The organism is Phyllobacterium sp. 628, from assembly GCF_014189505.1.
In the GTDB taxonomy this organism is placed as follows: Bacteria; Pseudomonadota; Alphaproteobacteria; order Rhizobiales; family Rhizobiaceae; genus Phyllobacterium.
Genome location: NZ_CP050301.1, coordinates 3,211,859 through 3,238,153, shown reverse-complemented (window position 1 = coordinate 3,238,153; position 26,295 = coordinate 3,211,859). Strand labels below are relative to the sequence as shown.

Genomic DNA, 26,295 nt, shown 5'->3' with positions numbered 1-26,295 from the left:
TCAGGTGACGGATTAGTTCGGTTCTGCCGTCATGACAAGACACGTATTTTGTCCGCCAAAGCCGAAAGAGCTGGAAAGTACCGCAGAGACGCTGGCTTCGCGCTTCACATTAGGCACCACATCAAGAATGATTGCAGGGTCGGGATTGTCATAATTGATGGTCGGCGGGATCGTTCCTGTCTCGATGGTGAGCATCGAGAACACGGCTTCAATGGCGCCAGCCGCGGTCAAAGTATGACCGATCATCGACTTGTTGGAAGATACGGGAAGCGATGAAATGCGCTCGCCAAATACGGTCGAGAGCGCCAGATATTCCATCTTGTCGTTTTCGGGTGTCGAGGTGCCGTGCGCGTTGATATAATCTATCGCATCTTCCTTGATACCGGCATCATCCAGCGCAGCGCGGACCGCGCCAATAGCAGGCGAGCCGTCGGGCTTCGAGCGGGTGCGGTGGAAATCGTCGGCCTTCTCACCGCATCCGCGCATGATTCCGGAGAATCTTGGCACCGCGTGCAACGGCTGATTCCAATGATTCCATAACAAGCGCGCCAGATCCTTCGGCCATGACAAAACCATCACGGTCCTTGGAGAACGGCTTGGCTGCCTTGTGGGCGGGGTCGTTATGGGTAGAAAGAGCAGAGAGCAACGAGAAGCGGATCAAGGCTTCGGCGGAAACAGAACCATCGGTGCCGATTGACAGGACACGATCGCTTTCGCCGCGCCGGATTGCTTCAACCCCCAACTGAATGGCGGTCGCTCCGGATGCACAGGCAGTCGAAAGTGTGATTGGCAGACCGCGTGTGCCGAACGTATCGGCAAGGCGTTCGGCGATGAAGCCGAATTCTGTCGTGTTGAACATGGCCGTTTGCGGCCCACGGCGGCAGGCGGCCAGCAGAAGATCATAGCCGGGTTCGCCTTCGTTTTTGACCAGAGCGTCAAGTGCAAAGCGATTGCGCCATTCAAGTTCGACGGGTGGCGCAGCCAAGAACAACGGGCCACCAAAGTTTTCCGTGTCGAAACCGGCTTGGGCAATCGCTTCTTCAGCTGCAAGCGATGCAAGCTTTTCAGACAATGCCGACGCGCCCTGATTGCTTTCCTCAAGAAAATCGACAGTTCCTGCGATTTGTGTACGCAGATTGTCAAGCGCAAAGCGGGTGATGGTGTGAATGCCGGATGTGCCTGATGTCAGTGCAGCCCAATTATCCTGCTTGCCCTGTCCGAGCGAGGAAACAACGCCGAGACCGGTTACTGCAACGAGGGGGCGGCCAAGATGGTCAGTGTATTTTGACATATGCCAATCTCTCAAACTTTGACGAGGCGAGCGACGCCTTCGCCACGGGTCGCACCAATCGAGGTCGCAAGGGCCGTATCGAGGCTGCCAGTCGCAGCCTTTTCATTTTTTGCATCGACGGGCGGAAAAACTGTGCCGTGAAACAGACTGAGCGCAGCAAGCCCGACGGCGAGCGGAAACTGTGCCTCGCGCAAATGGCCCACTTTGCCGGCAACACCGCGTATCGCGGCACTGGCAAAAGCATCAAGCGCGGACTTTTCCGTTGCGGTAACACCGTGTGCGCCGGTTGCGCCTGATACAATGAGACCCGCAGCCTTGTCGGCACTTGCGGCACCAACCAGTTTGCCGATGGTTTCCTTCAGGTCTTCACGCTTGCGGCGGATTTGTGCGCTGTAGATGCCCTCAATGGCCGCATAGACGCGGGCACCCCGCTTGGCCGCATGATCGGCGCTTTCCAGAACGAGGAAGGCACCGCCGGAGCCGGTGACAACGCCGCCGCCCGTAGTGCCTTCACGCTGCCAGAGCGGCGCCCAGCCATCGGATTTCAACATGCCATTGAGCTCGTAGCCCAGCAGCATATCAGGATGTTCCGAATTATAGGAGCCACCGACCAGCGCATGGGTGCTTTGACCCGACCGGATACGCGCGACCGCTGTATCAAGCGCGGAAATGCCTGCACCCTCTTCGCCCATGAATGTGCGTGAGGAGCCGGTGACCTTGTGGACGATGGAAATATTGCCGGCCAGCAGATTAGACAACTGGGCGAGAAAGAGCGTCGGACGCAGCTCGGTCGTCAACTTCTCATTGAGCATCGTACCGAGATCGTTGCGGACGCGGGCTTCAGCCAGAATCTGCGTATCGACAGTCACATCCCGTTCGCCGCCGCCGGCAGCGACCACCATATCCATAGTCGCGCAGAGTGCTTCGTCGTCCTTGATGCCAGCATCTTGAAGTGCAAGACCGGCAGCATAGGTCCCCAAGCGCTGCCACGTCTCCATCTGCCGCTGGTCGCCGCGCTTTGGAATCTGCAGATTCCAGTCGACTTCACCCAGTGGATGAACCGTATAGGGCTTGAACGTTTCGCTATCTATGCGCGGTTCGGCGTGATCGTTAAAAGCCTGCCAATGGGCATCGGCACCTTCACCCAAAGATGAAATCAGTCCGATGCCAGTGATAACGACGGTGTTGTTCTGCATTGTCTCGCAACACCGTTCATACGGTGCACCCGGTTAGGTGGATATGGTCAGACTGGAACGGCGTCCAGAAATCAGGCTTTTTTGGCAGCGACGAGTTCGTCGATCTTGGCGCAGAGGTTCTTCAGAACGAAGTATTCTTCGGTCGGAACCTTGCCGTCATTGACTTCCTGAGTCCACTGCTCGAGCGGGATCTTGATACCGAAGGCCTTGTCGATGGCAAAAACGATGTCGAGGAAATCAAGGCTATCGATACCGAGATCGTCAATCGTGTGGCTTTCCGGAGTGATGGAGTCGCGGTCGATTTCGCTGGTTTCAGCAATGATATCGGCGACCTTGTCAAATGTTGCGGTCAATTCAAGTTTCCTTTTGCTTCCGGTGCCTTAGAAAAAGCACTGATGTCTAATGAGGCGGTATCTAGCGTTTTTCATGGCTTAGGGAAAGACCGAATTACCCCGCGCATTGATACTTTACTAGTTCCATCGTCAGTCGAAAATGATCCTGCCTGCAATATGAACCGTTTCCCCTGCTTCGGGAGACGACACCACCACCGCCTCCGTCGGGCGCGGGATGATACCGGTCAAGGCGGTTATATTGGCACGATCCGTCATCATTACCAGATTGCCGGAACTCTTGAATTCAGCAATCATTGCACGAATCTGGTCGATTTGCGATTGTTTCGCCGCTTCGTCATCGGCCAAAGGACCAAGGGCGCTGACAATTTCCACAGATACGCCGCTGAAAGCCAGCCGTGCCGTTTCCTGCGCATTGCAGACCGGGCTTGCCATAACTTTGTCGATTCGTATGGCTTTGGCGGCAAAGCGTGCACCCAGTTTCTGCGCAAGCTGATGACCGCGGTCTGAAAGTGTCCGAACCTGCGTGCAATCAACCGTTGTGTCGGTTGTTGGGCTGAGCGTGCCCGAGGAATCGCCGCCTTGCAGCAAAACCGTATAGCCGCCCCGCGTCAGCCGCGCCCAGGCCGCGTCGGTCGCAAATGCCGTTGGAATGGATATGAACACGCTCAGGATCAGCGTCAGTGTCGAAAAAGTCCAAAATCGCAATTGCTTCAACATTCATTCTCCTTAGCAGTGGAGATGGTGATTTGGCCAAGAAAAATAAAGTGAAAGCTTGTGTGTATCTTGCACGGTCGTTGCCGCAGGCTTATTGCGGAAGACAATGGGTCTCGTTCAAACAATCATTGTGGTTTTTGGGGGGATTGCCGTCGCTTATGCTGCGGCACACTTCAAGCTGCTCGATGAGCGGGTTGGCGACGGGCTTTCCGAGTTTGTCTTTATGATCGCCGCACCCCTGTTGCTGTTCAGAACGATGGTGACGGCAGACTTTCACGGCTCGGCGCCGTGGGGATTGTGGGCATCCTACTTCACTGGGCTTGCAGTAGCCTGGGCGCTATCGGATCTGGCGATCAAGGTCATTTTTCACAGGGACAATCGGGCCGGTGTGGTCGCAGGGGTTTCGGGCGCCTTCTCGAATCTGGTGTTCCTCGGCATGCCACTGATGCTTGGTGTATATGGTCAGGACGGATTTGCCATCCTGTCGCTGATCGTGGCGATTCATATGCCAAGTGTCATGGCGGCTTCGATTACCTTGCACGAGATCGCCCTGCGCCGCGACGGCGTGCTCGACGGGGAACGCAGTCTTCACAAGGTCGTGACCTCGTTTTTCAGAAGCCTTTTGCGCAATCCTTTTGTGCTTGGAATCCTTGGAGGGTGGATCTGGCGTTGGAGCGGTCTGCAATTGCCGGTCGTGGTCGATTCATTGGTTGAGCTGTTGGGTAGTGTCGCCGGACCGGTGGCATTGTTTGCCATGGGAATGGGGCTGAAGAAATTCGGGATATCAGGACAGCTGGCCGCTTCGCTGGTCATTGCGATGATCAAACTGTTCATCATGCCTGCCGTGGTTTTGGCAATGGCGCTGCTGATTGATCTGACACCATTTACGGCCAAGATCGCGGTTATTTCGGCTGCGCTGCCCGCCGGGGTCAATTCCTATCTTATTGCCACCAAGTTCGGGACAGGTCAGGCATTGGCTTCCAATTCCATGGTCGTCGCCACGGCGCTTTCTGCCGTGTCGATGGTATTCTGGGTCACGGTTGCGACACACGTTTTCGGTTAGGTCAGGCTGTTGCAGCTTTTGCCAAAAAGGAGCAGGGTAGCGCCAACTAGGACGCCAATCGTTGGCAGTCTTCCCGCAAAACTCACAAAATTCGTGGACCAAATGCTCCGCCTTACATTTCAGGGAGAATTATGATGTTGCAGAAATCCAGCCAGTTCATGAAACAGGCTAATCTCATCAATGGCGAATGGGTTGCCGCAGATTCCGGCAAGACGATTGATGTCATCAACCCTGCGACCGGCCTGAAAATTGGCACCGTACCCAATTCGGGCAAAGCTGAGACAGAGCGTGCGATTAACGCCGCTGCAGAAGCTTTCAAGACATGGCGGAAGACGTCTGTGCTCGAGCGTTCGAAGCTGATGCGCAAACTGCACGACGCCATTCTCGACAATCAGGATGCGCTGGCTGAACTTCTGACGCTGGAGCAGGGCAAGTCCCTGGCGGAAGCCAAGGGTGAAGTCGGTATGTCTGCCGCCTATATCCTTTGGTATGCGGAAGAAGCGCGCCGCACCTATGGCGACGTTGTACCGTCCCCATGGGCAGACCGTCGCATTCTTGTGACGAAAGAGCCGCTGGGTGTTATCGGCGCGATCACCCCATGGAACTTCCCGTCCTCCATGCTTGCCCGCAAGATCGGCCCGGCGCTGGCGTCCGGCTGCACAGCAGTGGTCAAGCCAGCAACGCAGACACCTTACTCCGGTCTTGTCTGGGGCGCGCTGTGTGAAGAGGTTGGCATTCCGAAGGGCGTTGTGAACATTCTAACCGGTTCTGCTTCTGAAATTGGTGGCGAGATCACCAGCAATCCGCTGGTCCGCAAGATTACCTTCACCGGTTCAACTGAAATAGGCAAAATCCTGATCAAGCAGGCCGCTGATACGGTGAAGAAAGTATCGATGGAACTGGGCGGTAACGCGCCGTTCATCGTCTTCGATGACGCTGACCTTGACCGGGCTGTCGATGGCGCGATTGCAGCAAAGTTCCGCAATTCCGGTCAGACATGCGTTTGTACCAATCGTTTTCTGGTTCAGTCCGGCATTTACGATGCTTTCGTTGAAAAGTTTGCCGCAGCGACTGACAAATTGAAAGTTGGCAACGGCCTGGAGGCCGGGACGCAGCAGGGCCCGCTGATTGACGAAAAGGCCGTCGCGAAGGTCGAGGAATTCATTGCCGACGCCAAGCAGAAGGGCGGCAGGATCGTCACTGGCGGTAAGCGTCATGCGCTGGGCGGCAGCTTCTTCGAACCGACTGTCATTAGTGATGCAAAACCCGATATGCTGTTCACCACGGAAGAGATTTTTGGACCGGTCGCGCCGATCTACAAGTTCGAAACCGAGCAGGAAGCAATTGATCTGGCCAACAATACGCAGTTCGGTCTTGCCTCTTACTTCTACACGCAGGATCTCGGACGGGTTTTCCGGGTCTCGGAAGGGCTGAAGTACGGCATGGTCGGCGTCAATGAGGGCATGATCACCACCGTTGAAGCGCCTTTTGGCGGCTTGAAAGAATCCGGTCTTGGCAAGGAAGGCGGCCATCAGGGGATCGAAGATTATCTCGACACCAAATATGTCTGCATTGGCGGCTTGGGGCTTTAAATTTTATGAACACTGAAATTTTTGGCCATACGGCCGATGGCGAGGCAGTTCACCGTATTACCATTTCGGGCGGCGGATTGACCGCCAAAGTGCTCACCTGGGGTGCAGTTATTCAGGATTTGCGTCTTAGGGGACACGAAGCGCCTCTGGTTCTCGGCTATCAGGATTTTGCCGATTATCCCGCGTACTCGCCCTATCTGGGCGCGACCGTGGGCCGCTCGATCAATCGTATCCGTGATGGCGAGTTGGTAATTGACGGCAAGACCTTCGGGCTTGAGCGCAATTTCCATGACCGCCACAATATTCATGGCGGCAGCAAAGGCGCGGGCAAACGCAACTGGAATGTCGTCGCTATCGGCCCGGACTATGTCACGTTGAATATTCTGCTCGCTGATGGTGAAAGCGGCTTTCCCGGCAATTTGACGATCACCTGCACCTATATGCTGGAGTCAAAGGGCACACTGGCGATCCGTCTGGACGCCGTGACCGATAAGCCAACCATGTGCAATCTGGCGCATCACAGCTATTTCAATCTCGATGACGGCGGCAAGACAGATGCACTGGATCATCAGGTGAGGATCGGTGCGGACGCCTATCTCTCCGTAAACAGCGATTTGCTGCCTGACGGCCGGGTTTTGCCGGTTGCTGGCACGACGCATGATTTTCGCGAATTCCGGACAATTCAGCGCGAAGAGAATGGCAAGCAGGTCATTTATGATAATAACTTCTGTGTTTCCAGCCACCGTCAGCCATTGCAATGGGTGGCATCAGCCAAAGGCGCACGAAGCGGTATCGAATTGAATGTCCTGACAACAGAACCCGGTGTGCAGCTTTACGCTGCCAATACGCTGGGTGGCCGCCCAGCCATTGGACTCACCGGACAAACATACGAGAATTTTGCCGGTTTCTGTTTTGAAACACAGAACTGGCCCGATTCAACGCACTTTCCATATTTCCCTCAGGCCATCCTGCGGCCGGGCGATGTGTATAGTCAGATGACGCATTACAGCTTCAAGAAGCACGAAGTTTAAGGTCGCAAGTCCTGTGGTGCGTGGTTCGACAAGCTCACCATGAGGGAGAGGGGTTGCCTGCAAAGTTAACCGGAACCGTTGCAGAATATGGCTCCCTGCAATCCTCCTCTCCCTCATGGTGAGCTTGTCGAACCACGCACCTCGATAATGCCACGGGCAGATAATGAGGGGCCTAGGTGTTGAAAGCTTTCCGAGCTTCATCCATCGGGGCAAGCGCGCCATGAAACTCGACCACGCGCGCTGCCACTTTATGCGCGCGTGCGGCGGCTGCAACTGGTTCAAGACCGGCAAGGCGGGAGGCAATATAGCCGCCATTGAAACTGTCGCCAGCGCCCGTTGTATCAACCGCATTGGCGCGGATAGCGGGAACCTGTTCGTGTTTGCCTGCCGTAACGACCAAGGCAGGTTCAGTGCCATCTTTCACAACAATTTCGCGGACGCCGTAGCTTGCAATACGGGCCGTTGTATCTTCAGGCGACACATCGCCGAAAAGCGCGTTCTCGTCCGGGAAAGTGGGCAGAGCAATATCAGCCACATGATAGGCGTCGATAAGAGCCTGCCTTGCCGTTTCAGCATTTTCCCAAAGACGGGGCCGGTAGTTCGCGTCGAACGCGACCAATGTGCCCTGCCTGCGGGCATTGCTGACGGCATTCAAAACGTTCTGGCGGCTTTTGGGGCTGAGGATGCCCATGGTGATACCTGAGAAATAGATGATCTTGCGCCCGTCCAGACTGTGGGCGAGAGCATCGGGATCATCAGCCAGATGACGGGCGGCGGAATCATTGCGCCAATAGGTGAAAGAGCGCTCAACCCCTGTCAGGGTAATCGCGTAAAGGCCCGGCCGTGCACCGACAACAATCGGGCTGTGGGCGGTATTAATACCGTTTTCCTTCAGGAAAGCCCGCTGTTTGACCGAGAAAGGATCATCCCCAAAGGCGGTGACATAATCGACGGCGAAATCCGCATCGGTGAGTGCGCGCACATACCAGCTCGTGTTGAGCGTATCGCCAGCAAAGCCCATCCGCCATTGATCGCCATTGGCACCGGACAATTCAATCATACACTCGCCGATGGCTGCAAAACCGCCCATGAAATCCTCCACAACAGTGTTCGGAGCGACTGATATACGAGTGGGATGCCGCTGTCATTTGCTAAAAATATGGGCTGTCATAAGAGATTAATCGTGCGATGTTAGACGGCAAACGCATTTGAACGACCAAAGGGAGATTTCGGTGTCTCGCGTTACGACAATCGAAGAGTTGGAAGCCATATACGGCAACGGTGCAGTCGCAGAAGCATCAACAGCCAAAGTGACTGACCGCATTATTCCTGAGTACCGCAAACTGATTGAAGGTTCGCCCTTTGTGGCACTGGCTACCAGTGGACCTGAGGGGCTGGATTGTTCACCGCGCGGCGATCTGGCCGGTTTTATCCGTATTCATGATGAACGCACATTGATGATGCCCGACCGGCGCGGCAACAACCGCGTCGACTCCTTGCGCAATATTGTGCGCGATCCACGTGTTGCACTGCTTTTCCTGATACCCGGCCTCAATACAACGTTTCGCGTCAACGGCAGAGCGTTTATCGATACTGATCAGGCATTGCTCGACAGTTTCATCATGGATGGCAAAGCGCCGCGCTCGGTCATCACAATGGAAGTCGAAGAAGCCTATTTTCAGTGCGCGCGGGCGCTTATCCGCTCTGAATTGTGGAATCCCGCAAATCATCGTTCGCCCAAGGAGTTCCCGACGCCAGGACAGATGCTGGCAGCGCTGAGTGAAAACCGTGTCGGTGGCGAGACTTATGATAGCGAATGGGCAGCGCGTGCCGCCAAGACAATGTGGTAGGTCGGGCTAGGTCGTGGAGGCGTTCAATGAAACAGCTGAGTGCTTCCTTAACGGTTGCCAAAGGTAAGGATTGGCTGCCATTTCGTTCTCTCGTCGGCTGGAAATTCTCCGATCTCAACGGCGATGCCATAGCAGGTCTGACGCTGGCGGCCATTGCGATACCTGAACAGATGGCAACGGCTCGGCTCGGCGGCTTTGCCCCGGAAATTGGGTTTTTCGCATTCATTGCCGGTTCTCTGGCCTTTGCGATCTTCGGCACCAGTCGTCATCTTTCTGCAGGCGCAGATTCAACCATCACTCCGATTTTTGCCGGCAGTCTGGCACTGCTGGCAACAAGTGGATCGCCGGAGTTTGGTCTGCTCGCTGCGGCTCTCGGGCTTATTGTCGGACTTCTCGTGGTAGCGAGCGGTATTTTTCGGCTTGGCTGGATCGCTGATCTCTTGTCGGTTCCGGTGACGACAGGTTTTCTTGCCGGGATTTCGATCCATATCATCATCTCGCAATTGCCGGGTCTTCTGGGGATTGCCGCGCAATCGGGCGATGTCTTTCAACGCGTGTCGGCCACAATCGCGAGTGCTTCGCAAATCAATCTCTACAGCGTGGCGCTTGGTGTTGGCGTCTTTCTTGCTGTGTTTGTGTGCGAGCGGATCAATGCCCGCATACCTGGCGCGTTGATCGGGCTCATCGCTGCAACGCTGGCCGTTATCTCGTTCAATCTTGAAAGCCGGGGCGTCAGCGTTCTTGGTGCGCTTCCCAACAGCCTGCCGCATGTGTCATTGCCAAAAATTGGGTTCGAAGAATTGCGCAGTCTGTTGCCTCTGGCATTGCTTGTTGCTGTCGTCGTCATGGTGCAAACGGCCGCCACAACGCGATCCTTTGTCTCCAAGGATGGTGAAGGCCCTGACGTCAATCATGATTTTATCGGGGTTGGCGCGGGAAGCATTCTTTCGGGTCTATTCGGTGCCTTTCCAGTCAATGCCAGTCCGCCGCGCACCGCTATCGTCGCCGAGACTGGCGGTCGCTCGCAAGTCAGTGGCTTGATTGCAGCGGCTATTGTGTTGTTGCTGGTGATGTTTGGTGGCCAATTGCTGTCTGATGTGCCGCATGCGGCTTTGGCTGGCATTCTTCTGTTTGTGGCACAGCGGATTATCCGCTGGCAGACCATAGGAAGCGTCTTTCGGGAAGCACGCGGCGAGTTTGCATTGATCCTGATCACAATGGCGGCGATTGTAGCTTTGCCCATTGAAGCGGGTGTTACGATTGGTATCGGGCTTTCCCTCCTGCATGGTTTATGGGCGGTTATGCGTGCCCATCCAATTGAGTTTGAAAAAGTGCCGGGCAGCTCTGTGTGGTGGCCGCCAAGCGCGACTGCGGAAGGCGAAAAGGTGCCGGGCGTGCTCGTTGTTGCGTTTCAGGCACCCCTGTCATTTGTGAATGCGGATGATTTTAAGCGCGGTCTGTGTGGCGCGATTGATGCCAGTGGTTCATCACTTAACCTCGTTGTTCTGGAAGCCAGCAGCATTATCGAGATCGATTTTACTGCATCGCAAGCGCTGGCCGATGTTATCACCCACTGCCAGACGGCAGGTGTGAAGTTTGCCATAGCGCGGTTAGAGTCCGTCAGGGCGCAAAATGCCTTGTCACGATTTGGGCTTAACGCTTTGCTCGGATCGGAGAACATCTTTCACAGTGTCGATGGCGCCATTAGGAAACTGGCACCCAACGCGAAGCAGGAGTGACGCGCATGTCCGGAACACGCGAGCCCATTGTAACACCCGTTGCGATCAAGGATCTGCGACCGACGCAAATTACCGTTGGCCTGCGGGAAGTAGCGGAAAAACGCAAGCAATGGCGCGGTGAGAAGGGCAAGAAGGGTGGCGAGTTTTTGGGGCGTCATATGATCCCGGTTGTGCTGGGGCCGAACAGGCGCAACTACGTGATTGATCATCATCATCTTGCGCGGGCGCTTTATGAGGAAGGCGTCAAGGATATCCTTGTGACTGTCGTCAGCGATCTGTCAGCGCTCGATAAAGAGGCATTCATGGTCGTGCTCGACAATCGCGGCTGGATGCATCCTTTCGACGATCAGGGCAAGCGTCAGGACTACGCTGCTATTCCCAAAGGCATCAAGGATCTTGCTGATGACCCATTCCGCAGCCTTGCGGGGGGATTGCGGCGTGCGGGCGGGTTTGCCAAGGACACGACACCTTTCAGCGAATTCCTCTGGGCTGATTTTCTGCGGCGGAGAATGAACCGCAAGACGGTCGAAGCCGATTTTGAAGCAGCCCTTGTTCGGGCACTTAAAGAAGCAAAAGGTGATGATGCCAGCTATCTGCCGGGCTGGTGCGGTTCCATTCTCGATTGATCTGTCTGACGTGATTGAATGACATTTCTATCGTGCGTGGTTCGAAAAGCTCACCATGAGGGAAATGGTTGGGCTGCAACGTTAATCATCGATGTTGCAGAATATGACTCCCCGCAATCCTCACTCTCCCTCATGGTGAGCTTGTCGAACCACGCATCACAGCTCATGCAATTAACTACAGAGAGTTAACTCATCGACCGTCCATCAATCGCAATTTCCATACGGTCAGCAGCAAAACGCGACTTGGCATATTCGATGGGATGGCCATTCATATCGATGTTGATGGCAGTTGACACCAAAACGATAGCGCCGGGCGATAGGCGCAAATGGCGCAAATCCTCGGCGTCGGCGTGACGCGCTGCAATGATCGTTGATTTGCGCAGATAATCATCAATGCCTGCGGCCTTGAGGGCGGCCGTGATAGATCCAGAAGCCCGGTAATCCTCGACAATGTTGGGCACTCGCGCGGCTTCGAACCATACTGTGGCGCAGGAGACAGGATTGCTGTCCGCCGTATGCATGGAGTCAATCCTGATAACCTGACCAGCCGTCATTCCAAGAGCGCCTGCTACTTCTTCGGACGGCTCCTCGACGCGGTGACCGAGCAATATGCCTTTGGTTTCCCGAACCTGCGTTGATAGAATTTCGGAAAAGCGCGTGCGTTCGCCAATGCGGTAGATGAGCTTCTTGCTGTTTGCCACGAATGTGCCGCGCCCCTGTTCTGCGCGTAGAACACCTTCCTTGGTAAGCGCGGCGATGGCACTGCGAATCGTATGGCGATTGACGGAAAACCGTTCCGCCAGCGTGATTTCCGGTGGCAATTTTGTGCCGCTCGGCATTTTCCCCACCGTGATATCGCTGCGTATCTGGTCGGCAATCTGGCGCCAGATCGCAACGCCACTGTTGCGGGTGATGAATCGTGCAGATGTCACGCTTTGTCATGCTCCTGTCATTGACGGGATTTATAGGTAGGTTTATTGTCTAGTTGTATAGATAAATAGACAAATCTGAGCGAGATGTCAATGATCAAAGAAAACACCCAGTCCACCCAAACCGGAGGCGCGCCGGACCTGCAGCGCAAAGCTGCCATGGCTTTGCTTGCGCAGGCAACAGCGCAGGAAATAGCGGCCTTCTGGGCTGAATGGAGCGATAAGCCCGATGTTGAGACATTGCGCGGACCGGAAACGGGCCTCGTCATGCTGCGCGGGCGTATAGGTGGTGGCGGAGCGCCTTTCAATCTAGGCGAGGCGACAGTGACGCGGGCAACCGTCCGGCTCGGCAATGGCTCGGTTGGTCATGCTTATGCACTTGGACGGCACCGCGAAAAGGTACGGTTGGCGGCAGTTTTTGATGCGCTGTGGCAGCGGCCGGAATGCCGGCAAGACGTGCAGCAGGGTGTGCTTGAGCCAATCGCCAATCGCCTTAAGCAGGAGCAGGAAGCAACACGAGCCGAAACCGCTGCAACCAAAGTCGACTTTTTCACAATGGTACGGGGTGATGACTGATGCTTACCGAAACACAGGCTTTTGAAGGCGGCTTCAGCGATAGTGTCCTGAACGCGCAGAGCATTTTTCGCGCCTTGATGGACGCCATGGCCAATCCGGGCAGGATCGTCGAAATTGATCCGCTCTGTACGCCGCCAGCGCCGCTATCGGCTTTGGCCGGTTCGATTGCAGCGACGCTGTTTGACCATGATGCGACCGTGTGGTGCGACCGCGCCATTGCCAATTCGCCCGCTGCCATTGGCTGGTTGAAATTCCATACGGGTCTGGAACTGACAACTGAACCATCCGAGGCTGACTTTGTCCTGATCAGTGATATCGCGGCGATGCCGTCGCTTGAATCTTTCTGCAAGGGCACAGCAGAATATCCGGATCGCTCAACCACGCTGATCCTGCAGACCGATGGATTCAACGGCGCGGAAACGCTGACCCTGGAAGGGCCGGGGATAAAAGATGCCAAGTCCTTTTCTCCCAGCCAGTTGCCGAAAATGTTCATCGATCAGTGGACTGCCAATCGTGCGGCTTTCCCGCGCGGGGTTGATCTGATCTTCGCTGGAAAAAATGCGCTTGCCGCATTGCCACGCACGACGCGTATCAGAAAGACGGAGGCCTGAGCCATGTATGTTGCAGTCAAAGGCGGTGAGGCCGCCATTCGTAATGCACACAAGCTGCTGGCTGACAGGCGGCGCGGCGACCGGGATGTTGCGTCTATTCAGCTCGATCAAATCGTTGAGCAGATGTCACTGGCCGTCGACCGGGTCATGGCTGAAGGTTCGCTGTATGATCCGGAATTGGCCGCGTTGGCCATCAAGCAGGCACGCGGCGATCTGATTGAGGCAATCTTTCTCGTGCGTGCCTATCGCACTACCTTGGCCCGGTTTGGCTACACAAAGTCGCTCGAAACGGCGCAGATGCGGATCGAACGGCGGATTTCGGCGACCTTCAAGGATCTGCCCGGTGGCCAGTTGCTGGGTCCGACATTCGACTATACCCACCGCTTGCTTGATCCAGAATTGGCAGACGACACGCCGATTGAAGCCCCTGAGCAGCGCGACGAACCGGATGTTCCGACACCGCGTGTGACTGACATTCTCGGCCATGGCGGCATGATCGAGGAAGACGGGGAATTGCCGGAAGGTGCTGTCGCTGGCGATCTGACGCGCGAGCCGCTGACCTTCCCGCTGGAACGGGATTTGCGCTTGCAGGCACTGGCGCGTGGCGACGAAGGGTTCCTGCTTGGGCTCGCCTATTCAACCCAGCGTGGTTATGCCCGCAGCCATCCCTTTGTCGGTGAAATCCGTATCGGCGAGGTCGAGGTGGAACTGGAGGTTGCAGAACTTGATTTTCCGCTGACACTCGGCTCCATCCGCGTCACCGAATGCCAGATGGTCAACCAATTCAAAGGATCGTCCAAGCAGCCACCGCAGTTCACACGTGGCTATGGCCTCGTCTTTGGTCAGAGCGAACGCAAAGCCATGTCGATGTCACTATGTGACCGGGCTTTGCGGGCGAGGGAGCTTGGCGAAGACATTACCGCCACCGCACAGGACGAAGAATTCGTCATTTCCCACAGTGACAACGTGCAGTCGACGGGCTTCGTCGAACATCTGAAACTGCCGCATTATGTGGATTTTCAGGCCGAACTCGATCTCATTCGCCGTATGCGCGCTGAGCACGAACGTAACCGGCTGGAAGGCGAAGAAACCAAAGAGGCAGCGGAATGATGTTAATCTCCTCCACCGCCATCACCGCCACCGTCACTCCCGCTATCGGAACTGTCGCCTGTAAGCTCAATGGTTATGCCGCTACCTCCGTTTTTGCCAGGCCACACTCTGTTGGCAAAGATTATGAAGGCGGCGATGGCCAGAATGAAGCTGAAGCCGTAACCGCTTCCGGCCGAGAACAAAGATGTGGTTTGCAAAGCCTCTCATCCCCTCTTTTCGATGCCAGAAAGCCCCCCATCCTCCGAGAGAATGATCAATCTGGCCTTTGCGAGGTTACGATACAATGACCGATCTAGCGACCTACAATTTTGCCTATCTGGATGAGCAGACCAAGCGGATGATCCGCCGGGCTATTCTCAAGGCCATTGCCATTCCCGGTTATCAGGTGCCGTTTGCCTCGCGCGAAATGCCAATGCCTTACGGCTGGGGTACGGGCGGCGTGCAGGTTACGGCTGCGGTGCTTGGGCCGGATGATACGTTGAAGGTGATCGATCAGGGTGCTGACGATACGACCAATGCGGTGTCGATCCGGGCCTTTTTCCAGAAGGTTGCCAATGTTGCGGTAACGACCAAAACAACTGATGCGACGATTATCCAGACGCGCCACCGCATCCCGGAAGCGCAGCTGCAGGAAGGGCAAATCCTTGTCTATCAGGTGCCCATCCCCGAGCCTCTGCGCTTTCTCGAGCCGCGCGAAACTGAAACGCGCAAGATGCATGCGCTGGAAGAATACGGCCTGATGCATGTCAAACTGTACGAGGACATTGCCCGCCACGGCCATATCGCCACCACCTATGCCTATCCGGTGAAAGTGGAGGGGCGTTATGTGATGGATCCATCGCCCACGCCGAAATTTGACAATCCGAAAATGCACATGTCGCCAGCTCTCCAGCTGTTTGGCGCAGGGCGTGAAAAGCGCATCTATGCTGTTCCACCCTATACGGAAGTTGTCAGCCTCGACTTTGAGGATCATCCCTTCGAAATCCAGACATTCACGGAGCCTTGCGCCTTGTGCGGGGCCAAGGGAAGCTATCTGGACGAGGTCATTCTTGATGACAAAGGTGGCAGCATGTTTGTCTGTTCGGATACGGATTTTTGTGAAGACCGGCAAGCCAAGGGGCATCGCGGTGCGCTCGCGGCAGAAACTGCGGCGAAGACTGTGGAGGCAGCAGAATGAATACGAACGATACACCACTCCTGAAGGTCAAGGACCTGTCGAAATTCTACGGAAGCCGTATTGGCTGCCAGAATGTCTCGTTCGATCTGTGGCCGGGCGAAGTGCTTGCAGTTGTTGGCGAATCCGGCTCCGGCAAAACGACATTGCTCAATTGTCTGGCAACGCGTCTGGCGCCATCCGCAGGTTCGGTGGAATACCGCATGCGTGACGGCCAGTACCGCGACCTCTACCGGTTGAGCGAGGCAGAGCGGCGCTTTCTGATGCGGACGGACTGGGGCTTTGTCCACCAGAACCCGGCTGACGGCCTGCGCATGACCGTATCAGCCGGGGCAAATGTTGGTGAACGATTGATGGCCATCGGCGACCGGCACTATGGCAATATCCGTGCCACGGCGACCGACTGGCTCGGGCGGGTCGAAATTGCCTCTGACCGTATCGATGATCAGCCACGCGATTTTTCGGGTGGTATGCGTCAGCGCTTGCAGATTGCGCGCAATCTCGTCACCAACCCGCGTCTGGTGTTTATGGATGAGCCGACCGGCGGGCTGGACGTCTCGGTGCAAGCGCGTCTTCTCGATCTGTTGCGCGGGCTGGTCAGTGACCTCGGTTTGGCAGCCATTGTGGTAACGCACGATCTTGCCGTTGCCCGGCTTCTGTCACACCGGATGATGGTGATGAAAGACGGTCACGTCGTCGAAACCGGTCTGACCGACCGGGTGCTTGATGATCCACAGGCGCCGTATACCCAGCTTCTCGTTTCTTCCATCCTGCAAGTCTAGGACCGCATCATGCCGACACCTCTCGTTGTTTCCGATGTCGCCAAAAGCTTCACCATGCATTTGCGTGACGGTATCCGTTTGCCGGTGGTGGCAAATGTCTCGTTCTCCATCAAGGCGGGCGAATGCGCTGTTCTTGGCGGCCCTTCCGGTGCCGGCAAAAGCTCGATCCTGAAAATGGTTTATGGCAATTATGCTGTCGATCAGGGCCAGATCATCGTGCCCTATGGGGATCGTCTCGTTGATCTTGCTACTGCCGATCCACGTACGGTCCTTGGCGTGCGCCGTGACATGATTGGTTATGTCAGCCAGTTCCTGCGCACTGTTCCGCGCGTTTCCGCATGGGACGTGGTTGCCGAACCTTTGGTTGCACGTGGCGTTGACCGCGCGGAAGCGCGCGACAAGGCAGCCAAATTGCTGGCTGGATTGAACCTGCCGGAGCGGCTTTGGTCGCTTCCGCCAGCAACTTTTTCCGGTGGTGAGCAGCAGCGCGTCAATATTGCGCGCGGTTTTATCACGGACCATCCTATCCTGCTGCTGGACGAACCCACGGCATCGCTCGATGCGAAAAATCGCGAAGTTGTCGTATCTATGATCCGCGCCAAGAAGGCGGCGGGCACTGCGATGCTCGGTATTTTCCATGATGAAGATGTGCGGGAGGCTGTGGCCGACCGGATCATCGACGTTACGGCATTTGCAGTGACGAGCGAGGCAGCATGACACGGCTTTCTGAAACCCCGCTCATTCACGCCACTGCAGCGGTCGAAGACTGCGAACTCGGCCGTTATACGGAGATCTCCGAGCGTTGCCGCATCAGTGAGACCAAACTCGACGATTATTCCTACATCATGCAGGATGGAGCAGTGTGGTGCGCGACGATTGGCAAGTTCGCCAATATAGCTGCCAGTGTCCGCATCAATGCCACCAACCATCCGACCTGGCGCGCAACATTGCACCACTTTACCTACCGTGCCGGCGACTACTGGGATGATGCGGGGGTGGAGGAGTCATTCTTCGAATGGCGCCGTGCCAATCAGGTGCGTATCGGTCACGATGTCTGGATCGGCCATGGGGCGACGGTTTTGCCGGGTGTGAGTGTGGGCGATGGGGCCGTGATCGGAGCCGGGGCTGTGGTTTCACGCGATGTCGATCCCTACACGATTGTTGGTGGTGTTCCCGCGCGCAAAATCCGCGACAGGTTCGACAAAAAGATTGCAGAACGCCTGCAAACACTGGCCTGGTGGGACTGGGATCATGCCCGGCTGCGCGGCGCGCTCGATGATTTCCGCACTCTGGATATCGAGGCATTTCTGGAAAAACATTCGGGCTGAGTAAAGCTACCCACAGTTGTCACGCAAGTGCAACAAAAGTGCCATCGCAACTTCACACAACCATTCTAGGACAGGGCAATACCAACAGGAATTGGCCTATGCTGAAGATTGAAAACGTGACGCGTCGCTTTGGCAATAATATTGCCATCGACAACGTCAATGTTGAAATTCCGCAGGGCCAGATGGTTGGGGTCATCGGCCGCTCGGGTGCCGGCAAGTCGACATTGTTGCGCATGATCAACCGGTTGATTGACCCGTCTGAAGGCTCCATCATCTTTGAAGGCAAGGATGTTGCGAAACTCAACGGGTCGGCGCTGCGAACATGGCAACGCGACTGTGCCATGATCTTCCAGCAGTTTAATCTCGTACCCCGCCTTGATGTCCTGACGAATGTCCTTCTTGGACGACTTAACCACCGGTCCACGATCAAAAGTCTTCTTGGCATTTTCTCGCGTGAAGAACGTGCCATGGCGATCGCCGCACTCGAACGGCTTGATATTGCCAAAACCGCATTGCAGCGGGCCGGAACACTCTCCGGCGGACAGCAACAGCGCGTCGCCATCGCCCGCGCACTGATGCAAAATCCCAAAGTCATCCTTGCAGACGAACCGATTGCTTCACTCGACCCGCGCAATGCGCAGGTGGTGATGGAGTCATTGCGTGACATCAATGAAAAGGAAGGTCTGACGGTCATCACCAATCTGCATACACTCGATACGGCGCGGCATTTTTGCGAGCGCATCATCGGTATGCAGGGCGGCAAGGTGGTTTTCGATGGAACGCCCGATGATCTGACAGAGTCTGCGGCACGCCGTATCTACGGCGCGGATGGTCTGAAGGACGCTTTCTCGGAAGCTATCACATCGACCAGCATTGCGCGTCATGCGCCGACACCAATCCCTGAATTGGAAGCCATTTTGGCCGCGCGTTAAGCGCAAACGGATCGCCTTGCCCACGTTACGGGCCCAAGACAGATCAAGAAAACTTAGAATGCTTTGACAGGAGAGATAGTCATGTTGCTCAAGAAAGCCCTTGTGGGTGCGATCGCAATCACTGCCATGCTTGCAGGCTCGATGGCTCGCGCTGAAAACCTCGAAACATTTCGCGTCGGTATCATCGGCGGTGAAAATGAAGCAGACCGTCTTCGCAACTATCAGTGCATTGTCGATCAGTTGCCGAAGGTCCTCGGCGTCAAGAACGTCAAGCTGTTCCCGGCGACGGATTATGATGGCGTCATTCAGGGCCTGCTTGGCGGTACCCTCGATTATGCCGAGCTCGGTGCTTCCGGCTTTGCCAAAATCTACCTGACCAATCCAAAGGCTGTTGAGCCTATCCTGACAACTGTTCAGACCGATGGCGCAACCGGTTATTATTCGATCATGGTTGCCCGCAAGGACAGCGGCATCAAGACGCTTGCCGACATGAAGGGCAAGAAGCTCGGCTTTGCCGATCCGGATTCCACTTCCGGCTATCTCATCCCTGTGACGTCCCTGCCAAAAGACATCAAGACCTCGGTCAAGGAATATTTCTCCGAAACCGGCTTTGGCGGCGGTCATGAAAACCTCGTTCTCGCTGTCAAGGACGGCAAGTTCGATGCTGGTACGACATTTGGTTCCGGCGTCGGTTCTTTCGATGAAGGCTATACGTCAGGCAATCTGCGCAAGATGGTCGACAAAGGTCTGATCGACATGAAGGATTTCGTTGAACTCTGGAAGTCGCCACTGATCCCGAACGGTCCAATCGTTATCCGCACATCACTGGACGACAGCCTCAAGACCAAATTCAAGAAGTTTATGCTCGATCTGCCAAAGAGCGACCCGGCTTGCTTCGCAGCAACCATGGGCGGCGATTTCAAGAGCTACACCGAGGTCAACACACAGTTCTATCAGCCAATCATCGACGCACGCAAAGCGCAGATCGGCGGCTAAGCCCGACAGTCATCATCACGGCCAGTTCTTCGGATCTGGCCGTGATTTTGTTTGAAGGCACCTGGAAGGATGTGTGCAATGAGCCGAACTGCGCCCGCGGAGCTGTCGTCAGACGGTATCCAGATCGAAAGGCATTGGCAGGAGCTTGCGGGCCGTCGCCGTGCCTATAGCTGGATTATCGCTATTGGCCTCTTGGTAACCATCACGGGATCCCTGTGGTTTGCCAATGAATCCAACGCGGGCAAATTCTTTGACCGCCTGCCACATCTTTTTGATTTTGCGGGTGACCTGATACCGCGCGATGGCTGGGAAGTCTGGCGCGCCATGTTCGATCTGCCGTCGCCCTATTTCGACGGAAGCCTGAAATATGATTATCCCGAAGGACGGGTCTATCTGTTCAGCGGGTTCTACATGCCCGAATATTTCTACAAGATGCTCGAAACCCTGAATATTGCGATCCTTGCGACGCTGGTGGGTTTCATCTTCGGTTTCATGATCTGTTTTGCCGCCGCCAAAAATCTGGTGAAGAACCGGCTGATTCGTTTTGTAGCGCGGCGCTACATGGAAATCCTGCGCGCCTTTCCGGAAATCGTCATTGCCGGCTTTTTTGCTGCCATCCTGTCATTGGGGCCGATCCCGGCAATGTTTGCCGTTGGCATTCACACCATCGGGGCGCTCGGCAAGCTATTCTTCGAAGTCGTTGAAAATGCTGACATGAAAGCTGACGAAGGCTTGCGTGCGGTCGGTGCCAACTGGATAGAGCGTGTCGGCTTCGGCATTGTTCCGCAGGTCATGCCAAACTTCATGTCCTATGCGCTGTTGCGGCTTGAGATCAATGTCCGCGCCTCGACCATTATTGGTGCCGTCGGCGGCGGCGGCATTGGTGAGGAACTGCGTCTGTCGATTGGCCGCGGTCATCAGGCAAAGACGCTTGCAATCATCCTGCTTCTGTTCGTGACGATCATTGCAGTGGATCAATTTTCGGCATGGCTGCGTCGTCGCCTCATTGGCGATCAGGCCTTTGCCTTCGGCGGTTAGGAAATCATCATGAATGCAATGACCGCCGATGCGATTGCCGATTTTGAGTTGCGGCATCCTGCTGTTTTCAATCCGCCGTTCTGGCGCCGCTTCCTGCCACTGCTGATTGCTGCCGGAATTGTCGCATACGTATTCTACTGCTGGTGGTTTTTCTCCATCGGTACCGTGCTGGCGAGTGGGCAATGGCAGCGCGCTGAACTTTACGCCCGCGACTGGGTTTCCTACGCGATCCGCACCACGGTTCGGCCAACGCCAACGGGGCCGACGGTCAGTTACCCGCGGTTTTCCGAACTTGGCGACAATCCAAATCCAGGCTGGGTCGTCAAGAACGGCAACGATGTCACCATAGTGTTCGGATTGGATAAATCGCTCGATATCAATGACCAGCGCGTCATTGCCACGCGTGGTAGTGAAAGTCTGACCGTGTTGCTTGCCACTGACGGTGCAAAACCTCAGGGTACATTGCCGGATTGGGCGACGTTGAAAGAAGATCAGGTTACTGTCAATTTCGGGTTTGCCGGGCAGGCGGATATTATTCCGCAACGTGTTGTCGTCAGCCGCCGGTTTTTCGGCTGGGCGAATTTTGTCTTCGACACTGCTTCGCCGTTCTGGGGCAAGTCCTTCGGTGAAGTGGCATCGCTCATCACAAACGGTGAGCGGATCAAGCCGGAAATGTCCAATGCGGCGCTTGCCTTTGACAATATCTGGTTCAATTCGTCGTGGCAGCACGGTGACGTCTGGACCAAACTCCTGCAGACGATCGTCATGGCTTTCATGGGCACGCTCATGGCTTCGCTGCTGTCGTTTCCGCTGGCGTTCATCGCCGCCCGCAACATCACGCCCAACTTCTTTGCCAACCAGATTACCAAGCGTTTCTTCGACTTCCTGCGTTCTGTCGATATGCTGATCTGGGCGCTGTTCTTTACCCGTGCTTTTGGCCCGGGACCACTGGCCGGTATTTCCGCGATTTTCTTCACCGACACGGGAACGCTGGGCAAGGTTTATTCGGAAACGCTGGAAAATATCGATGATAAGCAGCGTGAGGGCGTCAAATCTGTTGGTGCCTCACCTGCCAATGTACAGCGCTATGGCGTGCTGCCGCAGGTCCTGCCGGTCTTTGCCAGTCAGGCGCTGTATTTCTGGGAATCCAATACACGTTCGGCCACCATTATTGGTGCGATGGGCGCTGGTGGTATCGGCCTGAAGCTCTGGGAAGCCATGCGCACCAATACCAATTGGCACAACGTGGCCTATATGGTTGTGTTGATCCTTGCGGTAATATTCATCTTTGACGGCATATCGAATGCTCTCCGGTCGCGCTTGGCCGGAAAGTCGCACCATTAAATGTGCGACGTTCAAAGGCTTGTCATATTCGGGGCGTAACGCGAGACTGTTCCAGAGGAATCACCCATGCGCTATGCAATCTATTTCACGCCGCCATCGGCCGACCCGCTATTGAAAGTGGCGGCGAACTGGCTTGGCCGCAATGCCTTTACCGGGCAACCGGTGCGGCCGCCGCAAATTCGCGACCTCGCGCATGAGGATTTTGCCCAGTTGACTGAGTCTGCACGCCGCTATGGATTTCATGCGACACTGAAGGCTCCGTTTTATCTGGCTGAAGGGATCGAAGAACGGGAGCTGCTCTCCGCTCTCATGCACTTTGCCTCGTCGATAAATGCGGTCGAAATTCCCAAGCTCACAATTGCCAATCTTGATGGGTTTTTCGCGCTTGTGCCGGAAGAGCCTGTTGCAAGGCTGAATCAGCTGGCGAATGATGTGACTGTTGCTTTCGACCGTTTTCGTGCTCCGCCCAGCGAGGCGGAAGTGAAGCGTCGCAACCCCGAAAAGCTGACATTGCCGCAGCGCCGTAATCTCGAACAATGGGGCTACCCCTATGTGTTTGAGGAATTCCGTTTCCATATGACGTTGACGGGACCTGTGCCCGAGCGCGACAGGCCAAAAATCGAACGTATTTTGGGTGAATTTTTGGAGCCTGTCCTCGAAGAGCCGGTTGAAATCAACAACCTTGCTTTATTTACAGAAGCCGAGCCGGGCTTCCCTTTTGAAATTCATTCGCTCCATCCGCTGGCCGGAACCAACAGAAGAAAGTCTGCCTGATTATGTCCGCCGAATTGATCTTGAACAATGCGCAAATCGTTCTGGAAAACGATGTCATCACCGGATCTGTACTGATCCGCGACGGCAAGATTGCCGATATTTCGGCAGGCACGGTATCGGGCGGCGAGGATTTTGAAGGCGATTATCTCATTCCTGGACTGGTCGAGCTGCATACGGATCATCTGGAAGGGCATTATGCACCGCGTCCGCGCGTACGCTGGAACCCGATTGCCGCCGTGCTTGCGCATGATGCGCAAATAGCCAGCTCCGGCATAACCACCGTTCTTGATGCGCTGCGTATCGGTCTGGATCGCGATGCAGATATGTCGGCCGAGGAAATCCGCAAGCTGGCGGATGCCATTGAAGACAGTGTTCAGCAGGATCGTTTGCGGGCCGATCACTATTTCCATCTGCGCTGTGAAGTGTCCGAAGCGGACTGCCTCAACGGCTTCCATTTTTTCGACAATGACAGCCGCGTAAGGCTGGCATCATTGATGGATCACGCACCGGGTCAGCGTCAGTTCGTTGATCTGGAAACCTATGCCTATTATTACCAGCGCAAACTGAAGTTGTCGGATTTGGAATTCAACGTCTACTGCGAAAAGCGCATGGGAGAATCGGCCAGAAACTCAGCCCCGAACCGGAAGGTTATTTCGGATATCTGCCGCGAGCGCGGCATTGTTCTGGCCAGCCACGACGATGCCACATCCGCCCATGTTGATGAGGCGGTGGAGCAGGGCATTCACGTGGCGGAATTTCCAACGACACTGGAAGCGGCTGCTGCTTCGAAGCACGCTGGTTTGGCCGTGTTGATGGGTGCGCCGAATGTGGTGCGTGGAGGCTCGCACTCGGGCAATGTTTCGGCGCGGGAGCTGATCGAGCACGGACATCTCGATATTCTTTCATCCGACTACATTCCGTTCAGCCTGATCCAGTCGACATTCTTCCTGGGTGAATCGGACGGTATCAGCTTGCCGGATGCAGTGCGGCTGGTGACAAAAAACCCGGCGGAAGCTGTTGGGTTTGACGATCGTGGTGTTATCGAAGTCGGCAAACGGGCGGATCTGGTGCGTGTTCGTGTGGACGAGCACATTCCAGTGGTTCGCACTGTCTGGCGTGAAGGCCGCCGGGTGGTCTGATGGCAACGGCAACGATCGAACGCGCTCTCAATCCGGCATCAGCGCCTTTGCGCAACGGCGTGTTTATCGCCGTTGTTGGACCGAGCGGTGCCGGTAAAGATACGATCATGGACTTTGCCCGGGAGGCCGTGCAGGGCCAGCCGGATTTTTATTTCGTGCGCCGGGTCGTCACGCGGCCGTCAACGGTTGACGCTGAAGATCATGACACACTGAGTGAGGCGGAGTTTATGGATGCGCGCCGGGCAGGGGCATTTTGCCATTGCTGGGAAGCACATGGATTGCATTATGGATTGCCGGTCTCTGTGGATCATCAGGTCGAGAAGGGCGTGGTGGCCGTTGCGAATGTTTCGCGTGGCATCCTTCCCGCGTTGCGCGAATCCTACGCAAATCTGGTGGTCGTGCACATTACTGCGTCGCATGAGGTGCTCGCACAACGATTGGCTGCGCGTGGCCGTGAAGATGCCGAAGAAATCAAGCAGCGTCTGATGCGCGCCGCACCCAATGCGTGCGATCCTGCCGATGCGGTCATGATCGACAATTCCGGTGCCGTTGCCGATGCAGGGTCGGCTTTCGTTGCTGTGTTGAAAAAGTCAGCGGCTTTCGCAGCTGTTTCCGAGCAAATCTGAACGAAAACACCTGATAGAAATGAAAAAACCGGGGCTGGACCCCGGTTTTATTGTCTATAGCTCAATATTAGAAATTGCGCTGGAAGCGAAGTGTGCCGCCGAATGCATCATCGCCGCCACCCTTGGCAAGCGAGCTGGCTTTACGATCGCCGTCGAACTTGGTGTAGTTCAGTTCCGGCGTAATCACGAAGCCAGGAACCAGTTCGTAGGCAACATTGAGGGCACCGGTGATCGTGCCTTCGGATTCGTAACCAACGAGGCCATTGACAGTTGCCTTGTCGGAAACCTTGGCGGCGAGACCACCCCAAGCTGCCCAGTCACCATGCCATGGGGCAAGGAAGTTACGCTTTACACGGGTGTCATCGTAGCCTGACTGATAGCCGCCGAGAGCGAAGGCAGAGAAAGTATCGCCGAATTTCACGTCAAGACGCAGCTTGCCGACATATTCTTCGACATTGGAGTCGTAACCACCGATTGCCGTAACGCCGCCCCAACCCTGCTCATACTTCACACCAGCCAGAAGATGCGGCAAATAGCTGTCGATAACGTAGTCGGAATAACCGTCGTGGGACGATCCCTGTTCCGCGGCGATAATGGCCGAAAACCCGTTGCCGCCGGCGAAGGTGTAGCTCACCTGATTGGTGGCCCAGCTGTTGTAGTTGACGATATCGTCATTGATGATATCGCCGACATAATTGGTCCAGGAACCGAAGATTTCGTCGGCGACGCCGATACGGAATCCGCCAAGCTCAATGAATGCCTGAGGGATGGAACCACCGCTGTTCACACCATCGGTGTATTCAAAACGCGACTGGATGTAGGAGCGCAACGTGCCAAGTTCCGTTTCGGAGCGGGCGTCGAAACGAATTTCCGTGCGCAGGTGTTTGTTCCAGGTACCAAGCTCACCGCCATTGTAGACATCGTCACCGGCGGTTGCATCATAACGGACATAGCCACTGATCTTCAGACAGGTCTCAGTCCCGGGAATATAGAAGAAACCCTTGCCATAAGCGTCACAGACACGAACATATTCGACCGGTTCCGGTTGAGCAACGACGACAGCATCGGCAGCACGTGCGCCAGAGATCGTGACCAAAGCTGCAATGGAGCCGAAAAGAAAAGTTTTAATGTTCATATGGGATGCCTTTCAAATCAAACTGCGTATGTCGTTTTTAGGCCCGTTATTATACTTATGTAAAACCCCTTTTTTGTTGAGCTTTCGCTTCAGTATTTTTTGTTGCGGTTTTATCACGCTACTAAAGTGTAAGGTTGGAAGGTAGCCAAGCCAAGTAAAACGCGTCTTGGTGGACAAAATTGACGTTGCAGATTATGAGAACCAAATGAGGGCATCAGGACAATCCCGAGGGTTGTTACCTAGTGTTTTGGCGAGGTGCGCCGAGCGCGCGCCCATCAGCAACAGCAAACCGGAAGCATTCAGACGTGACTGACGTGGTCGAACAGAGCAAGGGATATCAGCGCAA

The 26,295-nt window shown here is 55.5% G+C and carries 26 protein-coding genes and 1 pseudogene; 20 read left to right on the top strand and 7 right to left on the bottom strand.

The genetic code is table 11. The features are described 5' to 3' along the window. Nucleotides 1–12: 12 nt before the first annotated feature. From HB779_RS17630 to HB779_RS17615, 4 genes and pseudogenes are all read right to left on the bottom strand, one after another. A pseudogene (locus HB779_RS17630) lies at nt 13–1,291 on the bottom strand (beta-ketoacyl-ACP synthase). An 11-nt stretch (nt 1,292–1,302) separates the two neighbouring features. Beyond that, complete coding sequence (locus tag HB779_RS17625; RefSeq protein ID WP_188343557.1) at nt 1,303–2,487, bottom strand: beta-ketoacyl-ACP synthase; 1,185 nt, start codon at nt 2,485–2,487, stop codon at nt 1,303–1,305. Nucleotides 2,488–2,558: 71 nt separating this feature from the next. Continuing rightward, the gene (locus HB779_RS17620) at nt 2,559–2,840 is read right to left on the bottom strand and encodes an acyl carrier protein (RefSeq protein ID WP_188343556.1); all 282 of its coding nucleotides are present in this window, start codon (nt 2,838–2,840) and stop codon (nt 2,559–2,561) included. A 129-nt stretch (nt 2,841–2,969) separates the two neighbouring features. Beyond that, nucleotides 2,970–3,557 carry a histidine phosphatase family protein gene (locus tag HB779_RS17615; RefSeq protein WP_188343555.1) on the bottom strand — a complete coding sequence of 196 codons (588 nt, stop codon included), beginning with the start codon at nt 3,555–3,557 and terminating at the stop codon, nt 2,970–2,972. A gap of 103 nt (nt 3,558–3,660) precedes the next feature. On the opposite strand from HB779_RS17615, the gene HB779_RS17610 reads away from it, so the two are divergent. From HB779_RS17610 to HB779_RS17600, 3 genes are all read left to right on the top strand, one after another. Beyond that, nucleotides 3,661–4,617: an AEC family transporter gene (locus HB779_RS17610; RefSeq protein ID WP_188343554.1), complete on the top strand. Its 957-nt coding sequence runs from the start codon at nt 3,661–3,663 to the stop codon at nt 4,615–4,617. Nucleotides 4,618–4,751: 134 nt separating this feature from the next. Next, the gene (locus HB779_RS17605) at nt 4,752–6,209 is read left to right on the top strand and encodes an NAD-dependent succinate-semialdehyde dehydrogenase (RefSeq protein WP_188343553.1); all 1,458 of its coding nucleotides are present in this window, start codon (nt 4,752–4,754) and stop codon (nt 6,207–6,209) included. 5 nt (nt 6,210–6,214) lie between these two features. Then, nucleotides 6,215–7,240, top strand: coding sequence for an aldose epimerase family protein (locus tag HB779_RS17600; RefSeq protein WP_188343552.1), 1,026 nt, complete (start codon nt 6,215–6,217; stop codon nt 7,238–7,240). A 172-nt stretch (nt 7,241–7,412) separates the two neighbouring features. On the opposite strand, the gene HB779_RS17595 is transcribed toward HB779_RS17600, so the two are convergent. Beyond that, nucleotides 7,413–8,330 (bottom strand): sugar kinase, encoded by a 918-nt coding sequence (locus tag HB779_RS17595; RefSeq protein WP_188343551.1) that lies wholly within the window; start codon nt 8,328–8,330, stop codon nt 7,413–7,415. 142 nt (nt 8,331–8,472) lie between these two features. On the opposite strand from HB779_RS17595, the gene HB779_RS17590 reads away from it, so the two are divergent. From HB779_RS17590 to HB779_RS17580, 3 genes are read left to right on the top strand one after another with little or no spacing between them, the layout of a single operon-like run. Next, the gene (locus HB779_RS17590) at nt 8,473–9,090 is read left to right on the top strand and encodes a pyridoxamine 5'-phosphate oxidase family protein (RefSeq protein WP_188343550.1); all 618 of its coding nucleotides are present in this window, start codon (nt 8,473–8,475) and stop codon (nt 9,088–9,090) included. 26 nt (nt 9,091–9,116) lie between these two features. Then, complete coding sequence (locus HB779_RS17585) at nt 9,117–10,829, top strand: SulP family inorganic anion transporter (protein ID WP_188343549.1); 1,713 nt, start codon at nt 9,117–9,119, stop codon at nt 10,827–10,829. 5 nt (nt 10,830–10,834) lie between these two features. Further along, the gene (locus HB779_RS17580) at nt 10,835–11,455 is read left to right on the top strand and encodes a ParB-like protein (RefSeq protein ID WP_188343548.1); all 621 of its coding nucleotides are present in this window, start codon (nt 10,835–10,837) and stop codon (nt 11,453–11,455) included. A 185-nt stretch (nt 11,456–11,640) separates the two neighbouring features. Here the strand turns inward: HB779_RS17580 and phnF are convergent, their stop codons facing one another. Beyond that, on the bottom strand, nt 11,641–12,387 hold the full coding sequence (gene phnF, locus HB779_RS17575) for a phosphonate metabolism transcriptional regulator PhnF (RefSeq protein ID WP_188343547.1): 747 nt from the start codon (nt 12,385–12,387) through the stop codon (nt 11,641–11,643). Between the two features lie 84 nt (nt 12,388–12,471). Here phnF and phnG point away from each other — a divergent pair, with 84 nt between their 5' ends. The 14 genes from phnG to phnN all read left to right on the top strand — a co-directional run bounded on the left by phnG (nt 12,472) and on the right by phnN (nt 24,814). Next, on the top strand, nt 12,472–12,960 hold the full coding sequence (gene phnG, locus HB779_RS17570; RefSeq protein WP_371823867.1) for a phosphonate C-P lyase system protein PhnG: 489 nt from the start codon (nt 12,472–12,474) through the stop codon (nt 12,958–12,960). Beyond that, a complete protein-coding gene (phnH, locus tag HB779_RS17565; RefSeq protein ID WP_188343545.1) occupies nt 12,960–13,571 on the top strand; it encodes a phosphonate C-P lyase system protein PhnH in 612 nt (203 codons plus the stop codon). Before phnG ends, phnH begins: the two co-directional genes overlap by 1 nt. 3 nt (nt 13,572–13,574) lie before the next feature. Then, complete coding sequence (locus HB779_RS17560) at nt 13,575–14,681, top strand: carbon-phosphorus lyase complex subunit PhnI (protein WP_188343544.1); 1,107 nt, start codon at nt 13,575–13,577, stop codon at nt 14,679–14,681. 283 nt (nt 14,682–14,964) lie between these two features. Next, nucleotides 14,965–15,858, top strand: coding sequence for an alpha-D-ribose 1-methylphosphonate 5-phosphate C-P-lyase PhnJ (locus HB779_RS17555; RefSeq protein WP_188343543.1), 894 nt, complete (start codon nt 14,965–14,967; stop codon nt 15,856–15,858). Beyond that, nucleotides 15,855–16,637 carry a phosphonate C-P lyase system protein PhnK gene (phnK, locus tag HB779_RS17550; protein WP_188343542.1) on the top strand — a complete coding sequence of 261 codons (783 nt, stop codon included), beginning with the start codon at nt 15,855–15,857 and terminating at the stop codon, nt 16,635–16,637. Before HB779_RS17555 ends, phnK begins: the two co-directional genes overlap by 4 nt. Nucleotides 16,638–16,646: 9 nt before the next feature. Continuing rightward, nucleotides 16,647–17,354: a phosphonate C-P lyase system protein PhnL gene (phnL, locus tag HB779_RS17545; protein WP_188343541.1), complete on the top strand. Its 708-nt coding sequence runs from the start codon at nt 16,647–16,649 to the stop codon at nt 17,352–17,354. Then, complete coding sequence (locus tag HB779_RS17540; protein ID WP_188343540.1) at nt 17,351–17,965, top strand: DapH/DapD/GlmU-related protein; 615 nt, start codon at nt 17,351–17,353, stop codon at nt 17,963–17,965. Before phnL ends, HB779_RS17540 begins: the two co-directional genes overlap by 4 nt. 98 nt (nt 17,966–18,063) lie before the next feature. Then, entirely contained in the window at nt 18,064–18,897 is an 834-nt protein-coding gene (gene phnC / locus HB779_RS17535) for a phosphonate ABC transporter ATP-binding protein (protein ID WP_188343539.1), read from the top strand. Between the two features lie 84 nt (nt 18,898–18,981). Further along, complete coding sequence (gene phnD, locus HB779_RS17530; RefSeq protein WP_188345990.1) at nt 18,982–19,893, top strand: phosphonate ABC transporter substrate-binding protein; 912 nt, start codon at nt 18,982–18,984, stop codon at nt 19,891–19,893. A 78-nt stretch (nt 19,894–19,971) separates the two neighbouring features. Beyond that, nucleotides 19,972–20,931: a phosphonate ABC transporter, permease protein PhnE gene (gene phnE, locus HB779_RS17525; protein ID WP_188343538.1), complete on the top strand. Its 960-nt coding sequence runs from the start codon at nt 19,972–19,974 to the stop codon at nt 20,929–20,931. A 9-nt stretch (nt 20,932–20,940) separates the two neighbouring features. Further along, nucleotides 20,941–22,275 (top strand): phosphonate ABC transporter, permease protein PhnE, encoded by a 1,335-nt coding sequence (phnE, locus tag HB779_RS17520; protein WP_188343537.1) that lies wholly within the window; start codon nt 20,941–20,943, stop codon nt 22,273–22,275. A gap of 66 nt (nt 22,276–22,341) precedes the next feature. Beyond that, on the top strand, nt 22,342–23,049 hold the full coding sequence (locus tag HB779_RS17515) for a DUF1045 domain-containing protein (RefSeq protein ID WP_188343536.1): 708 nt from the start codon (nt 22,342–22,344) through the stop codon (nt 23,047–23,049). Nucleotides 23,050–23,051: 2 nt separating this feature from the next. Next, a complete protein-coding gene (locus tag HB779_RS17510) occupies nt 23,052–24,188 on the top strand; it encodes an alpha-D-ribose 1-methylphosphonate 5-triphosphate diphosphatase (RefSeq protein ID WP_188343535.1) in 1,137 nt (378 codons plus the stop codon). After that, a complete protein-coding gene (gene phnN, locus HB779_RS17505) occupies nt 24,185–24,814 on the top strand; it encodes a phosphonate metabolism protein/1,5-bisphosphokinase (PRPP-forming) PhnN (protein WP_244642678.1) in 630 nt (209 codons plus the stop codon). The genes HB779_RS17510 and phnN overlap by 4 nt, the downstream gene beginning before the upstream one ends. A gap of 67 nt (nt 24,815–24,881) precedes the next feature. On the opposite strand, the gene HB779_RS17500 is transcribed toward phnN, so the two are convergent. Continuing rightward, complete coding sequence (locus HB779_RS17500; protein ID WP_188343533.1) at nt 24,882–25,949, bottom strand: porin; 1,068 nt, start codon at nt 25,947–25,949, stop codon at nt 24,882–24,884. Nucleotides 25,950–26,295 lie beyond the last annotated feature (346 nt).

Coding starts and splice junctions, on each gene's coding strand:
- HB779_RS17500 (WP_188343533.1), bottom strand. CDS start 25,949: ATGAACATTAAAACTTTTCTTTTCGGCTCCATTGCAGCTTTGGTCACG.
- phnE (WP_188343538.1), top strand. CDS start 19,972: ATGAGCCGAACTGCGCCCGCGGAGCTGTCGTCAGACGGTATCCAGATC.
- HB779_RS17540 (WP_188343540.1), top strand. CDS start 17,351: ATGACACGGCTTTCTGAAACCCCGCTCATTCACGCCACTGCAGCGGTC.
- HB779_RS17560 (WP_188343544.1), top strand. CDS start 13,575: ATGTATGTTGCAGTCAAAGGCGGTGAGGCCGCCATTCGTAATGCACAC.
- HB779_RS17580 (WP_188343548.1), top strand. CDS start 10,835: ATGTCCGGAACACGCGAGCCCATTGTAACACCCGTTGCGATCAAGGAT.
- HB779_RS17605 (WP_188343553.1), top strand. CDS start 4,752: ATGTTGCAGAAATCCAGCCAGTTCATGAAACAGGCTAATCTCATCAAT.
- phnH (WP_188343545.1), top strand. CDS start 12,960: ATGCTTACCGAAACACAGGCTTTTGAAGGCGGCTTCAGCGATAGTGTC.
- HB779_RS17600 (WP_188343552.1), top strand. CDS start 6,215: ATGAACACTGAAATTTTTGGCCATACGGCCGATGGCGAGGCAGTTCAC.
- HB779_RS17595 (WP_188343551.1), bottom strand. CDS start 8,330: ATGGGCGGTTTTGCAGCCATCGGCGAGTGTATGATTGAATTGTCCGGT.
- HB779_RS17625 (WP_188343557.1), bottom strand. CDS start 2,487: ATGCAGAACAACACCGTCGTTATCACTGGCATCGGACTGATTTCATCT.
- HB779_RS17615 (WP_188343555.1), bottom strand. CDS start 3,557: ATGTTGAAGCAATTGCGATTTTGGACTTTTTCGACACTGACGCTGATC.
- HB779_RS17610 (WP_188343554.1), top strand. CDS start 3,661: ATGGGTCTCGTTCAAACAATCATTGTGGTTTTTGGGGGGATTGCCGTC.
- HB779_RS17515 (WP_188343536.1), top strand. CDS start 22,342: ATGCGCTATGCAATCTATTTCACGCCGCCATCGGCCGACCCGCTATTG.
- phnL (WP_188343541.1), top strand. CDS start 16,647: ATGCCGACACCTCTCGTTGTTTCCGATGTCGCCAAAAGCTTCACCATG.
- phnE (WP_188343537.1), top strand. CDS start 20,941: ATGAATGCAATGACCGCCGATGCGATTGCCGATTTTGAGTTGCGGCAT.
- HB779_RS17510 (WP_188343535.1), top strand. CDS start 23,052: ATGTCCGCCGAATTGATCTTGAACAATGCGCAAATCGTTCTGGAAAAC.
- HB779_RS17585 (WP_188343549.1), top strand. CDS start 9,117: ATGAAACAGCTGAGTGCTTCCTTAACGGTTGCCAAAGGTAAGGATTGG.
- phnK (WP_188343542.1), top strand. CDS start 15,855: ATGAATACGAACGATACACCACTCCTGAAGGTCAAGGACCTGTCGAAA.
- phnG (WP_371823867.1), top strand. CDS start 12,472: ATGTCAATGATCAAAGAAAACACCCAGTCCACCCAAACCGGAGGCGCG.
- phnC (WP_188343539.1), top strand. CDS start 18,064: ATGCTGAAGATTGAAAACGTGACGCGTCGCTTTGGCAATAATATTGCC.
- HB779_RS17555 (WP_188343543.1), top strand. CDS start 14,965: ATGACCGATCTAGCGACCTACAATTTTGCCTATCTGGATGAGCAGACC.